The organism is Chitinivibrio alkaliphilus ACht1 (genome assembly GCF_000474745.1).
Lineage (GTDB): Bacteria > Fibrobacterota > Chitinivibrionia > Chitinivibrionales > Chitinivibrionaceae > Chitinivibrio > Chitinivibrio alkaliphilus.
The window spans coordinates 1-12739 of record NZ_ASJR01000016.1; the positions used below are offsets into that span (position 1 = coordinate 1).

The window sequence follows — 12739 nt, forward strand, 5'->3', positions numbered from 1 at the left end:
TCAGTTATCTTATTTTTGTTGGTGATGCCCCATAGGATATATATTCTTACTGTACTGTACACATGTAGTGAAAGGATTCTTATGGAAAGTATACTGTATAGTTTTTTGGCAGGAATATCTACTTCAATTGGTGTTATATTTCTCCTGATTTTTGGTATGCCCGGGAAAAAGACCTTGGCAACCCTTCTGGGCTTTGCCGGAGGGATTATGCTTGCCATCTCTGTGTTTGAGCTTATGCCTGAAGCACTTGAAATTGGGGATATGCCCAGTACTGTTGTGGGGTTTCTCTTGGGTGTTTTGCTAATGTATTTGCTTGATGCCGTGGTACCGCATTCTCATTTGTCCACTCCAGACAGCCCTGTAGAGGAAAATGCTGCGGGTTTTAAAAGCAGTGCGTCTCCCATACTCCGAACGGGCTATCTTATTCTTTTTGGCATCGCCTTGCATAATCTTCCCGAGGGTCTTGCCATTGGAGCAGGCTTAGAATCAAGTCCTGAACTTGGTTTAATGATAGCTGTAGCAATTGCCTTGCATAATATTCCCGAAGGCATAGCTATGGCGGGGCCTTTGAAGGCTGGTGGTATGAAGAATATGAAAATATTCCTTTTTACGTTGGCAGCAGGATTAATGACTCCTTTAGGTGCTATTTTGGGGCATATCTTTTTTAATATCTCTGAAGTGTTTGTGGGAGGTTCTCTTGCCTTTGCTGCTGGAGCTATGATTTACATTACCAATGATGAGCTTATTCCTGAAGCTAACGCCATGCACAGTCACCTTGCCAATGGGGGTATAATTGCTGGTCTTCTTCTTGGCTTTGCCGTGTTATAACTATGTATAAGAGAGAAGGGCCGCCCCTTCTCTCTTGCGAAGATCATGCTATCTTGTTTTGTGCAATTTTCCATATTCTTTTTCTTCGCAAATAGCGTTGACTTTGCTGCACAACATCATAGCCCAGCAGTACTCCCACAATAAAATCTTCAGTATCGGTATACTCATTTAGAGGCTTCGTTCCAAAACTTTTTACCACTTCAACACAGTCACGATCACCAAAAAAAATATTAAATTTACTATCTGTGACATCTGAAATAGAGTAATAGATACTATTATCTTCCATTTTCTTAATGACACGTTCTTTCATATACAGGGGCATTGTGTGCAGTATCATGCGCCGCACCCCCTTTTTATATTCATAGAGATGATGACAGAGCACCCTCATAGAGACTCCTTGAGAGATGCGGTCCATGCATCTATTTTTTCGTCAACTTCATCGCTGCTGTTATCGTAGTCAAGGACCAGGCCGACAAACATGTCATTGATAACAGCACGGCTTTCCTCAAAATTATATCCCTTGGTAGCAGTTTTTCCTATGAGGCGTGCTCCCTGTGTATCAACAACTTTATAGATATCTGCCATGGCGTCTACAAATGAATCCGGGTATGACTGAGCATCACCAGTTCCAAAGATCGCCACTTTTTTTCCCGAGAGATCAGCGGTTTCAAGATTTTTGAAAAAGGGTATAAAATCATCCTGTAAGTCGCCTATTCCCCAGGTGGACGCTCCCAGAATAATCACGTCATTTTCAGCAAGATCTTTACTTTGTGCTTCAGACGCATTTTTTGATTCACAGCCCATGGCGTGTGCTATCTTATGTGCTGCATCTTCGCAGTTTCCTGTGGTTGATCCATAAATCACAATCATAGTTTCATCCTTTGTTTAGTTTTGGTTTGTACTGTTTTCTTCTATCGATTGAATAAGGTTTTCTATATCACGTCGTGACTGTTTATATTGAATATCCTCAAGACGTTTATATTCGCACCAGGCCTCTGCGGTAAGGTGCATAAATCGTTCAAATGCGTGCGGACACATTTGCATAGTTACTCCACGATAGGTAAGGTAGAGACGGTGTACGTGTGTTTTTGTAAGGGCCCACACTTTCGTTTGAGGAGTATCGGGAGATAGTTCCAAGAGGTGTGCAAGTTCGGCAAATTCTACCTTTGTCATATAGAGTTTAAGACAGCCAAAGCGTAATTCTATTTCATTTTCCGATACGAGATGTATTTCAGCTGTTGTTTTTTGATGCGCAAGACGCATAAATCCTCCTACAGTTAGATTATGCTAACAAAATACGGCAAGGAATATAATGTTTCAACCTTTTTTTATAAAAATTGATTATTCTGAACGAACTAGTATAATACTGCGTTTGTTATGGTGTCCTTTTGGTGGCTTCATAGTATCTTAATACTTTCATATAGAATGTTTTAGGAGTTTTTTTAAGCTCTTCTTCATTTTAGTGTTATTTGTAAGAACTATTGACGGGAAGGGGCTTGTGTTTATTGCATTTTCTCTTTCGTGTTATTTTATATGAAAATGTTAGACACGTCTATTGTATTTTGTTAAAAAATTTATTATATTATAATTGTCGGACGAAAACCGTCTGACAGAACTTTTTCTTGCGCATTGTGGAGATGGCGGAAAAGGCATATTCGAGAACCCTTTTTCAATGGGCCCAAACAAAAGGGGTTTTCACCCTATACGAACTCAGACTCTGCGGGTGGGTTGTAGTTCACACATTTTTAATTTTTTATACTTTTAGGAGTTTTTTATGAATGTTAAGGCATTGCGCTCCAATGCGGGTTTTACCCTCATTGAGCTGTTGGTTGTAATTGTTATTCTTGGGTTCCTTGTGGGGATGCTCGCGCCTCGTCTTGCCTCTATTATTGACGATCGTGTACTTGATACTGTGTGTGGGTCAAACCAGCGTACGGGTGTTCAGTATATTGATGTTTTTCGTCAGCAGGAAGGGCGTTATCCCTCCGGTCTTATCAATCTTGTTGTGCAAGATGGTGACGGGGTTGCAGATTTTGCTGATCTTGTTTGGGATGAGGATCCTGAGACCGTTGGTCTTTTTGATGAAGAGCTTGAAGATCATCTTAAGCCCGGTAATTGGGGGATGAATGAAGCTGAGGTTGAAGAGCTTCGCAATTTGGGTATCACCATGTATCGTATGATGAATCAATATGATGGGTATAATTTTGGTGAGGGTATTGAAGAAGAAAATCGTCGTGAGCGCCTTGCCCGTGTACGTCTGCGTGAAGCGGAAAGTGCAACGGCAACAGTCCTTATGGCTGGTCGTGCAAGGATTAATAATGGTGACCCCATAACTGATCCTTTGAATGCTGATAATTTTGGATGGCCTGAAGGCAGCGATATCTCTATTCCTGAGTTTATCGGTTCTTTTATCTTTGGGCTTGGTGAGACTTCTGAGCTGGTTACCGGTGGGTATGTGCAAAGTACGGCTCTTTGTCCCGAGGCGGCGCAGCTTGATAATGTGATTTACGGGTATTACTCCCTGGTATTACCTCGTCTTCAAGCTACTTCTGATAGGCTTTTTGGTGACAATGAGGTCTATGCGAAGTTTGTTGCTGAGGATGACGATACCCGTACGGAGATATTTGCTCTGCATGAAGGTCTGGCAGAGTGGAATTATGCCGTTGTGTGCACCCATGGTCATATGCTTGGCGTAGAGGTTGAGGAGTATGATTTTGTTGGTGCGGCGGCTACTCGTGAAGATGCTGAAGCATTGTAGTAGTATTGTCTCTTCCTGTCTTATTGTTTGCATAATGTAGAGTGGGTTTGGTGTCGCTGCAGTGAGCGGCGGCACCTTTTTTCCTGATTATTTTTTTACGTAAAGGAGAGGTGTTTTTTTGGCAGAGGCAAAGCGGCAAGGTGCACGGGATATACCGGGGCGTGTGGGCGGAGTTGTGCAAAAGCTGCTCTCCCGGGAGTATTTGGTTATACAGGTGAGTGAGTACTGTGTGCGGGGGCTTGTGATTCGCAAGGGCGTCCGGGGGGTGGAGTATGGTGCGTTTCGGGAGGTTTATTTTGATGTGTCCGGGTATAGCTTGCGCATAAAGCTGTCCCGTTTGTTTGAAGAGTTGGGCAAAAATATCCCCGCTGCCTGCCTTTATATTGGTGATGAGGTGCAGATGCTCAGTCTGGATCTTCCCTTTTTTCCTCAGAAAAAGATGGGTTCAAATACTCTCCGTATGAGGGATTTAGCATACGCCGAAGCCCAAGAGCTCCAGGGTGAAAGTCATGGGGCGTATGTTTCTGCGTATTGGGTGGAAGAGGAGCCGGAGGTTCCCCTTGTGGCGATGGATGAGCCCCTGCGTCGAGAGGCTCTTGTTGCGGTGGTGGGGGAGCAGTTTTATTCCGGTGTTGCAGGGGTGCTGAGGGGGTTTAATAAGAAGCTTGTTGCTATGACATCGCCCGATGTGCTTGGTTTTTCTTTGTGTGGAAAGACCGTTGCCACCGGCGGTGTGTATGTGGTGGTGGAGTGGCAGCCCGGAGAGGTTTGTGCTGCTTTGGTGGATTCCGGTGTGCAGAAAAAAACTGTTCGGGTTCCCGTGGACAGGGCTTTGGAGCAGCATGAACAGGTTGCCCAGGTGTGTTCTTTGTTGGTGGAAGATCCCGCATGTATTACAGAGGTGGTTGTGGGGGGTGAAGGGGTGGAGTCGTTGGTGTGGGATGGGAGTGTCCGCGGTGATGAGCTGGTTTTGAAGAAATGGGATTGTTCACAGGATCTTCCAAGGGTACACGGTGATATCCCTCTTCCTCCGCGCTATATGGTGGTTTGTGCCGGGGCGGCAAACTGGTTCGGGGAGAAGGAGGCCTCTCTGTTTTGTACGGATGCACAGCCCCTGGGGAGACGCTTGCGGGCAAATATTCACGCCCTTCCCTTTGTGGTGTTGGTTGTATTGGTTATGGGCCTTTTGTTTGAGTATGGTCAGCTTCAGCGACGCCAATATGATATCGGTCTTCGGGTTGAGTCTCTGGAGGAAGAGAAGGAGGAGTTAGAAGAAAGGCAGCAGCAAAAGCGGCGGCTTGATAGAAATCTGCGTACCTTGACAGACTCGGTTGCTGTGATGAAAGACCGGATGGATCTTTTGCGTGGAGATATGCCCTTGCGTTTGGTTGGGCAGAGGAATTTCCTTGAAGATCTTGTTTTGGCAATACCTCCAGAGGTGCAACTTATGAGTTTGGTGCAGGATTCCGATGAGCTGTATTATGTAGAAGGCCGGACCCGGCATGTACAGTCTGTTCAGTCGTTGCCTCTCCATTTGCGTGATATTCAAGGGGTTCGTGATGTGCGTCTGGAAAGAAGTGAGGAACGTCTTCACGGGCGTGGCGGATATGGGTCGGGGCGGGAGCGGTGGTATTATGCCCGCCTGCGGGTGCATGTCTCTGAAAGGGGTGCGTTGTGAGAAAATTAACGCGGAATGAACAACTGTTGCTTGTTGTACTTGTGGGGATTGCCGGGCTGTACTTTTTTAATACGAAGGTGCATCAACCGCTGAGTGAAAATATCGACGCCTTGGTAGAACAGAACAATCAATTGGTTTCAGAGGTGGAGGAGTTACGGGCTCTTCCCCTTGAAACGGGGGGGGTCCAACGCGCAATAAGCCGTGTTTCAAAGGAGGTTGCGGAAGTTCAGGAGGAGTATGAGACAGAGCTTTTTGCCCGCCTTCCCATGCGGGATCGTGTGGAGGAGTTGGGGGTCTCCGTGGGGAATATTATCACCCAAAATGGATTTGAACTTGATCATATTCGTTCGGTTCTTGATGAGAGTCATTCCGTAAAAGGGGGGCCGGAGCAGTGGAGAAGGGAGTTTTCTCTGCATTTGCATACCGTGCGTATTATGGGAAACTTTATGGATTTTATACGTGTCCTTACGGCGCTTTCTGCCATGGAGCGCATTGTGGTGTTGAGCGATATTGTTATAAAAGATCCGGATGTTAAGGGTAATGTTACTATTGAATTTTATCTCTTGCTGTGAGGAAGGTATATGAATAAGGATGTTATTCGTGCGGTGAAAGAGCATGAACGGGTTATGGCAAAACTCCAGGAGTTGTACCTTGAGCTTTATTCGCATGATGGGTTTGGTCAATTGCGTTTAGAGATGCGGTTTATGAAGAAGGGTCAAAAGGAGGTGCTTATTAATTGTGGAAAGGAATATCGGTATGTGCTGCCCTATGAAAAAAGCTCTGATTCTTCCTCATAAGGCTGTACTTTCGGCTCTTCTTTTTTGGGTGTTCGGTCACGCAGGGGGTCAGGGAAGGAATCCTTTTTCTTCTCCAGAGTTGCGTCCTGTACCGTCTTTTCAGTCTTCTTCCGAGGAAAAGAGTGCTGCGGGGGATCTGCTTATGGATGGGGTGCGTTGGGAATTTTTGCCGCGTATACAGGTTCGCGGGATTATTCTCAGTGGGGATGTCCCCACGGTTCGTCTCTACGTTGAAGGCCTGGGTAATTTGATCCTCCAATCGGGTGATCGGGTTCTTTTGCCTCCTCCTGCGGAGGATACCGGAGGAGAGTATGTTTGGTTTCGTGTGCATCATATCGAGAAAAATCAGCTGACCCTCTATTTTGATGACGGAACCATGGTTTCAGGACGATTTCTATGAATGCGGGAGTATTATGAAACAGTTTTTCTTTATATTGCTTATTTTTGGCGGCGGGGGGTGTCTTTTTGCATCGAATATCTCCTTGGTAGATGTGACAGATACGCCTGTGCGGGAAGTGGCCCGTATGCTTACATCTCAAACTCCCTACAATATTGTTGTTTCTTCATCTGTGGCATCCCGGGAGGTTTCGCTGTATATGGAAGATGTCTCCCTCACGGAGTTTGTGGAGGCCTTGTGCTTGGGGTATGGCATGTGGTACAACAGAAGCGGTGGAATGATACGGTTGATGTCTTTGGAGGAGTATGCCGACGGCCTTGTATTTGGGAGGGATGAGCAGTTGTATCGATTTCCCCTGCGCTACGCCTCATCCATAGGTATTGCCGGGGTTCTTTCTCAGCTCTACGGAGATCGGTTAGAGTATGCCTCCCCCAGTGATATAGAAAGCTTTAGCCATGTTGGTACGGATGCATTTCCCAATATCGGTGCTGTTCCCGGGGTGACGGCGGCGCAGGGGGGAGAAAGGCGCAGGGCATCGCAGAGACAACAACAGGGTGATGGGGTTTTTGATATTGGTGGGGTTGAAGTAAGTGAGGCGGAGTTGCAGCAGCTTTTAGCAACGCAAAAACACCTTGCCCGGGAACAATTGGTGGAAGACAGAATCGGCCGGACCGATGCCTTTATGACGGTTTTCTTGCGGGATAACTCAATTCTTTTACGGACAGTTGATGCTGACCTTGCCCGTGAGGTTGAAGGTTTGATTGCAGATCTTGATAGTCCTACACGCCAGGTGCTCCTTGAGATGAATATCCTGGAGATTGTCTTGCGGGATGGGTCGGAGTCTTTTGTAGACCTTTCCTTGACCCCCGGGGGACGGGTCAATGATGAAGGGGAAGTCATGCGCCAATTACAAGGTATCCGTGGAGTTGATATGGTAAACCGTGGTACCCTTCAGGAAAACAGTTTTTCCATGGCCTATGTAAATGATTTTATTCAGGCACGGCTTGAGGTTTTGGAGATGGAAGATCGGGTGAAAAAAGTGGGTTCTCCCCTTATGCTGTGTGCAAACAATGCCCCAGCGCGAATCTTTCAGGGGGTGGAAACTCCCATTCGGAGAGGATATTCTGTTACCACTGCTAAAAACAGGGATGGTAATATTACGAATGAGTATCTGGAGATAGATATGGCAAATGAGGAGGTTGGGGTCTCCCTGGAGATATCTCCCTCCATCAATTATGACAGCACGGTGACCCTTAAAATACATGCAGAAATGTCTTCAGTTCTTCAGGGAGGGGGGCCGGAAATCCCCTATGTTATAGGTGGTTCGGCTCAGCTTGGGCGTACCGATGCGATTCGTCGAACACAGCTCAATAGTATTGTCGCTGCACGGGATCAACAAAGTATTGCCCTGGGAGGGCTAATTGAAGATGAGGAGATTTTTGGGGAGAAGCGGGTTCCTCTCCTTGGGCGGATACCCCTTCTGGGCTTCTTCTTTCGCTCGCGAAATGAGAGTAAGGAACGACGGGAGATTGTGTTTATGATCACCCCGCATCTTATTTTTAGCCCCGCAGATGGCGGGAAGGTCCATGGAGATTTTTTTAAAGATGTGTCCGCACATCCCCGTTTTGTTCACGATGAACAACGTATTTTGGATTATAACGAAGGGGCGAATGCCCTGGAGGCACGGGTTCCCACGGAGGGAAAAAAACAGGTGCATCTTTTCCAAAAGCGTGAACGATATGGTGATGCTGCCGAGGATGAAGGTACAGCCGATGATACAAATACTATTATCCATGAGGATGCTCCTTCTTCTCCATTGGAAAATGATTCCCTGTACAAAAATTCTGACGATATCGCCTCCCCTTCCGATGATTTTTCCGTGGAAATCCGTCTCAACGGCATAAAACAGGTTGATACTCTCCAAGATGATCGGTGGGGAGATACCCCTTTCCTTGAAGAGGTTTCGAAGTTTCTTTCCACGTGGGCCCGCCGGTGGGAAGAACGTGATATGATGGCATACAAAGAGCTGTATCATGAAGACTTTATGATTGATGGTATGCCCCGTGAGGAGTTTCTTGCGCGGCGGGAGTATGTCTTTGAAAAGGCGCAGAAAATAGATCTTGCCATATCTGATATTTCTATTCTGAGTAAGGGAGAAGAGGTGGTAATTATTACATTTACACAGGAGTATCGTTCGGATTATTATGCCGACCGATGCACAAAGGAGATGGTGCTCCACCGGGGACAGGATGGCTATTCTATTCTTTCTGAAGAGGCGTGTGATGAAAGCATCGAGGTCCTTGATATATCACCGGGGGAGACATGGGACGAATAGGCCACCCAAAGCATATTGATGAAATACTGGAACGGGGCATCGGTCTTGGTGCATCGGATGTGCATTTATCCCAGAATGCACCGGCGGTATACCGTGTACACGGGACATGTCGAATGTCGGCTATGCCCCCTTTCAGTGGCGAGGAGATACAAAACCTGATCTTTCCTCTTTTGAGCACTTCACAACAGGATGCTCTTGAAAAATATCGTTCCGTTGATTTTGCCTATTCCTATAAAGGGGGAATTCGTTTTCGGGTAAATGTGTTTTTTCAGCGGGGGTATCCCTCGGCGGTACTGCGACAGCTGCCGGATGTGCGATTGGATTTGGCTACACTGGGGTTGCCTTCCTCCGTGGGAGATTTTGCCCGGTGTCGTGATGGCTTGGTTTTGGTGACGGGCCCCACGGGGTCAGGGAAGACGACCACCCTTGCCACGCTGATTGATGCCATAAATGAGCAGCAACGTGGACATATTATTACCATTGAAGACCCTGTGGAGTTTCTGCATGAACATAAAAAATGCCTCGTTACTCAGCGTGAGCTGCATACGGATGTTCCCTCCTTTGCTTCGGCCCTGCGGGATTCACTTCGGGAAGACCCTGATGTGATACTTGTGGGAGAAATGCGGGATATCGATACTATCCGAACGGCCATAATGGCTTCTGAGACTGGGCATTTAGTATTCTCCACCCTCCACTCGCGTGATGCTGTTTCTACGTTAATGCGTATGGTCAATGTATTCCCCGTTGCAGAACAACAGCAGGTGCGTCAACAATTATCCGGAGTGCTTAAGGGGGTTGTTTCTCAACAGCTTATTCCTTGTATAAGTGGGGAATCCCGTCATGCCGCTGTGGAAGTAATGCAGGTTACCACGGCTATTGCAAATATGGTACGTCTGGGCAAGTATGAGCAGATATACTCCCTTATTGAGACGGGGACCGCCCAGGGGATGCAAACTCTTGAGATGTCCCTGTTGGACCTCTATGGTGCGGGAAAGATATCCCGGGATGCGGCCTTGCGCATGGCAAAGAATGCAGGACAGTTTTCCCGTCGGCTTGACATGGTTTCTCCGGAGGTAGATCAGTATGGAGAAGGGTAGATCCTCCGTGCGGGGGATTTCAGTACAAAGGTCGGGGAATACCTCGCCCTTGTCTCGTCGCTTTGGAGAGTATCTTGTGGAAACGGGGCGGGTTTCTTCGGAGGATATTCGCCGGGCGGTGCGTATACAAAAACAGGAGAAGGTTCGTCTGGGAGAAGCCCTGGTGAGAATGGGGTTGATGGATGATATTGCCGTGGCGCGTGTACTGGCAGAAAAGTCCGGTTGTGATTTTTCGGAGGTTGTCCCCGAGCCTGCGGCTGAAGCGCTGAAGCTTCTCCCCGAAAGGATGGCTCGGTCCTATGCGTTGCTTGCCGTGGGATATGATGATGATGTCTTACGCCTTGCCTGTGATCGCCCGCTTCCGGATCATCTGCGGCGAACTGTTGAACGACGAGTAAAGGGGGCTGTCTATCCGATTATCTGCCCCACCGGTCGTTTAAAAAATAGCATCGCCCTTGCCTATACCGGCGATTCGACGGTTTCCACTGAGGATATGTCAACGGTTGAAATTATTGAAAAAATTATTATTCGTGCGGTGAAGTGGAAAGCCTCGGATATTCATATTGAACCATTGCAGGAACGGGTTCGTATTCGCTATCGTATTGACGGGGTGTTACAGGAGGTGGAGTCCTGTGGTCTTCACGCTTTCAAGGCGATGATATCCCGAATCAAAGTATTGGCACGATTGAATATTGCGGAAAAGCGGGCACCGCAGGACGGGGCAATATCCTTTCGCAAGGGAGGGGTTTCCGTGGATCTTCGGGTCTCCTGTTTGCCGTCTTTATACGGAGAGAAGGTGGTCATGCGCCTTCTTGCTGGTACGGATGAGAAGATAACCCTTGCAATGATCGGACTTTCATCAGCGCATAAGGACGCCTTTTCTGCGGCTATAGGACGTCCTTACGGTATTGTATTGATTGTCGGGCCCACCGGTTCGGGGAAGTCCACCACTCTGAGTGCAGCTCTCCACCATATCAATCGGAGGGAAATTAATATTGTGACCGTGGAAGATCCGGTTGAGTATAAAATCCCCGGCATTACTCAAGTGCATGTGGGTCAAAGCGATAAGCTCACCTTTTCTTCTGCATTGCGCGCTATATTGCGACAGGACCCCGATGTTATTATGGTTGGGGAGACCCGTGACCGGGAAACTGCGGAAATATCCTTGCGAGCGGCTCTTACGGGGCATATGGTTTTTACAACCCTGCATACCAATGATGCCCCCGGGGCTCTTCCCCGGCTGGTTGACATGGGGTGTGAACCCTTCCTGGTAAGCTCTTCCGTGACGGGAGTATTGGCACAGCGACTGGTACGAAAGCTTTGTCCGCACTGTCGGGAAGAAACTGTGTTGAGTCCTGCTCAGTGGAGCAGCATTGGGACAGAGCCGGTAAAGAAACCTGTATATGCTCCGCGGGGGTGTTCTCTTTGCAACGGAATTGGGTATAAAGGTCGAGTGGGTCTTTTTGAATATCTTCCCGTAACTTCGGCAATACAAAAGGCGGTCATGGCGGGGGCTTCAGGGGATCAACTCACGGTGGTTGCCCGTCAGGAGAAAATGACAACCCTGCGTGAAGATGGTATAGAAAAAATGGTGCACGGGGTGACTTCCTTTGAGGAAGTTATTCGTGTAACCGTGGAGTAAAAGATGCAGTATACCTATCATGCATATACCCCGGCGGGGGAGGAAAAACGGGGGCGGGTGGACGCCGATTCCGTTGATATAGCTCGTCAAAAGCTTGTCGATAAAGGTTTGTATGTGGCCTCAATGGAGAAAACAAATCGTGCCACAAGTGGCGGGGCTCCACCCTTGTCTGTTTTTACGCGGGTAGGCAAAAAAGAATTGGCCCTCTTTTTTCGGCAACTGAGTGTTATGTTGCGTGCCGGTGTAACCATCGTGCATGCCCTAACGGTTTTGCAGCGTCAGTCTTTTGGTCGGGGGATGACTGGGGTGACCACCTATCTCCTTTCATCTCTTGAAAGCGGCAGTTCTCTTTCTGAGAGTATGAAGGAATCCCGCCGGTTTAGTCTTTATGATGTCAGCATGGTGGCATCCGCCGAGGAAAGTGGTGAGTTGGATCAAATATGCTGTATTTTGGCTGATCAAATGGAAAAACGGCATGCCTTTAAGGCACAGTTTATAACCGGCATGATTTATCCGGCGGTGGTAACCCTTTTTTCCGTTGTCGTTATCATTATTCTTTCGGTTTTTGTGGTTCCGCAGTTTGCAGAAATTTTGGGCGGGCAGGAAGGGCTTCCCGCCTTAACCCGTTCCTTGATGATCTTTTCTGAATGGATGCAGGAATATTGGGGGGCAATCCTTTTGGGTATATTTGGCACTCTTTTCGGTGTTCCCCTCATAAAAAAAACACGGGAGGGTTCGTATTTCATCGACTCTGTGGCCCTACACATGCCATTGATTTCTAAACTTGTTAGATCAGCCGTATTGGTGCAGTTTTCACGAAACATGAGTGTACTTCTCCGCAGTGGGGTTCCTCTGAGTGATGGTTTGCTGACAGTACGTGATACCTTGGGAAATGCCGTGGCAGCACAGCATATTTCCACCGTACATGAGCAGGTTATCACGGGAGACTCCATGGCAGAAACCATGCGCACCATACCGCGTATTTTTCCACCAATGTTGGTTGAAATGGTTGCCACGGGAGAAGAAACAGGTAGTATGGATGAGGTGCTTATTTTATGTTCTGAAATTTATGAACAGCAGATGGATCAGGCGGTAAAACGCATGAATGCACTTTTAGAGCCCCTGCTTATTCTTATTATCGGGGGACTTGTAGGATATGTTGTTATTGCCCTTATCACGGGTGTGTTGTCATTGTATTAAAAGGAGA

General features: G+C 47.5%; 13 protein-coding genes. 10 read left to right on the forward strand and 3 right to left on the reverse strand.

Annotated features, from left to right (window positions below; translation table 11 throughout):
* The first annotated feature begins 81 nt into the window (after positions 1-81).
* On the forward strand, positions 82-828 hold the full coding sequence (locus CALK_RS08470; RefSeq protein ID WP_022637267.1) for a ZIP family metal transporter: 747 nt from the start codon (positions 82-84) through the stop codon (positions 826-828).
* Between the two features lie 43 nt (positions 829-871).
* Here the strand turns inward: CALK_RS08470 and CALK_RS08475 are convergent, their stop codons facing one another.
* From CALK_RS08475 to CALK_RS08485, 3 genes are read right to left on the reverse strand one after another with little or no spacing between them, the layout of a single operon-like run.
* Positions 872-1216: a DUF2023 family protein gene (locus CALK_RS08475; protein WP_022637268.1), complete on the reverse strand. Its 345-nt coding sequence runs from the start codon at positions 1214-1216 to the stop codon at positions 872-874.
* Positions 1213-1698, reverse strand: coding sequence for a flavodoxin (locus tag CALK_RS08480; RefSeq protein ID WP_022637269.1), 486 nt, complete (start codon positions 1696-1698; stop codon positions 1213-1215). Before CALK_RS08480 ends, CALK_RS08475 begins: the two co-directional genes overlap by 4 nt.
* Positions 1699-1713: 15 nt before the next feature.
* On the reverse strand, positions 1714-2091 hold the full coding sequence (locus CALK_RS08485; RefSeq protein ID WP_022637270.1) for a hypothetical protein: 378 nt from the start codon (positions 2089-2091) through the stop codon (positions 1714-1716).
* 511 nt (positions 2092-2602) lie between these two features.
* On the opposite strand from CALK_RS08485, the gene CALK_RS12285 reads away from it, so the two are divergent.
* The 9 genes from CALK_RS12285 to CALK_RS08530 all read left to right on the forward strand — a co-directional run bounded on the left by CALK_RS12285 (position 2603) and on the right by CALK_RS08530 (position 12732).
* Positions 2603-3586 carry a type II secretion system protein gene (locus tag CALK_RS12285; RefSeq protein WP_022637271.1) on the forward strand — a complete coding sequence of 328 codons (984 nt, stop codon included), beginning with the start codon at positions 2603-2605 and terminating at the stop codon, positions 3584-3586.
* Positions 3587-3704: 118 nt separating this feature from the next.
* Positions 3705-5264, forward strand: coding sequence for a hypothetical protein (locus CALK_RS08495; protein WP_022637272.1), 1560 nt, complete (start codon positions 3705-3707; stop codon positions 5262-5264).
* Positions 5261-5836: a type 4a pilus biogenesis protein PilO gene (gene pilO / locus CALK_RS08500; RefSeq protein WP_022637273.1), complete on the forward strand. Its 576-nt coding sequence runs from the start codon at positions 5261-5263 to the stop codon at positions 5834-5836. The genes CALK_RS08495 and pilO overlap by 4 nt, the downstream gene beginning before the upstream one ends.
* 9 nt (positions 5837-5845) lie before the next feature.
* Entirely contained in the window at positions 5846-6061 is a 216-nt protein-coding gene (locus CALK_RS08505) for a hypothetical protein (RefSeq protein WP_022637274.1), read from the forward strand.
* Positions 6033-6461: a hypothetical protein gene (locus tag CALK_RS08510; protein WP_022637275.1), complete on the forward strand. Its 429-nt coding sequence runs from the start codon at positions 6033-6035 to the stop codon at positions 6459-6461. Before CALK_RS08505 ends, CALK_RS08510 begins: the two co-directional genes overlap by 29 nt.
* A 13-nt stretch (positions 6462-6474) precedes the next feature.
* Complete coding sequence (locus CALK_RS08515; RefSeq protein WP_022637276.1) at positions 6475-8793, forward strand: type II secretion system protein GspD; 2319 nt, start codon at positions 6475-6477, stop codon at positions 8791-8793.
* A complete protein-coding gene (locus tag CALK_RS08520) occupies positions 8781-9890 on the forward strand; it encodes a type IV pilus twitching motility protein PilT (protein WP_022637277.1) in 1110 nt (369 codons plus the stop codon). Before CALK_RS08515 ends, CALK_RS08520 begins: the two co-directional genes overlap by 13 nt.
* Positions 9877-11532, forward strand: a complete 1656-nt coding sequence (locus CALK_RS08525; protein WP_022637278.1) for a GspE/PulE family protein — start codon at positions 9877-9879, stop codon at positions 11530-11532. Before CALK_RS08520 ends, CALK_RS08525 begins: the two co-directional genes overlap by 14 nt.
* 3 nt (positions 11533-11535) lie before the next feature.
* Positions 11536-12732, forward strand: a complete 1197-nt coding sequence (locus tag CALK_RS08530; RefSeq protein WP_022637279.1) for a type II secretion system F family protein — start codon at positions 11536-11538, stop codon at positions 12730-12732.
* Positions 12733-12739 lie beyond the last annotated feature (7 nt).

Bases quoted from the DNA above. Each gene is read 5' to 3' on its own strand.
- CALK_RS08470 (WP_022637267.1), top strand. From the start codon at position 82: ATGGAAAGTATACTGTATAGTTTTTTGGCAGGAATATCTACTTCAATT.
- CALK_RS08475 (WP_022637268.1), bottom strand. From the start codon at position 1,216: ATGAGGGTGCTCTGTCATCATCTCTATGAATATAAAAAGGGGGTGCGG.
- CALK_RS08480 (WP_022637269.1), bottom strand. From the start codon at position 1,698: ATGATTGTGATTTATGGATCAACCACAGGAAACTGCGAAGATGCAGCA.
- CALK_RS08485 (WP_022637270.1), bottom strand. From the start codon at position 2,091: ATGCGTCTTGCGCATCAAAAAACAACAGCTGAAATACATCTCGTATCG.
- CALK_RS12285 (WP_022637271.1), top strand. From the start codon at position 2,603: ATGAATGTTAAGGCATTGCGCTCCAATGCGGGTTTTACCCTCATTGAG.
- CALK_RS08505 (WP_022637274.1), top strand. From the start codon at position 5,846: ATGAATAAGGATGTTATTCGTGCGGTGAAAGAGCATGAACGGGTTATG.
- CALK_RS08510 (WP_022637275.1), top strand. From the start codon at position 6,033: ATGAAAAAAGCTCTGATTCTTCCTCATAAGGCTGTACTTTCGGCTCTT.
- CALK_RS08515 (WP_022637276.1), top strand. From the start codon at position 6,475: ATGAAACAGTTTTTCTTTATATTGCTTATTTTTGGCGGCGGGGGGTGT.
- CALK_RS08520 (WP_022637277.1), top strand. From the start codon at position 8,781: ATGGGACGAATAGGCCACCCAAAGCATATTGATGAAATACTGGAACGG.
- CALK_RS08525 (WP_022637278.1), top strand. From the start codon at position 9,877: ATGGAGAAGGGTAGATCCTCCGTGCGGGGGATTTCAGTACAAAGGTCG.
- CALK_RS08530 (WP_022637279.1), top strand. From the start codon at position 11,536: ATGCAGTATACCTATCATGCATATACCCCGGCGGGGGAGGAAAAACGG.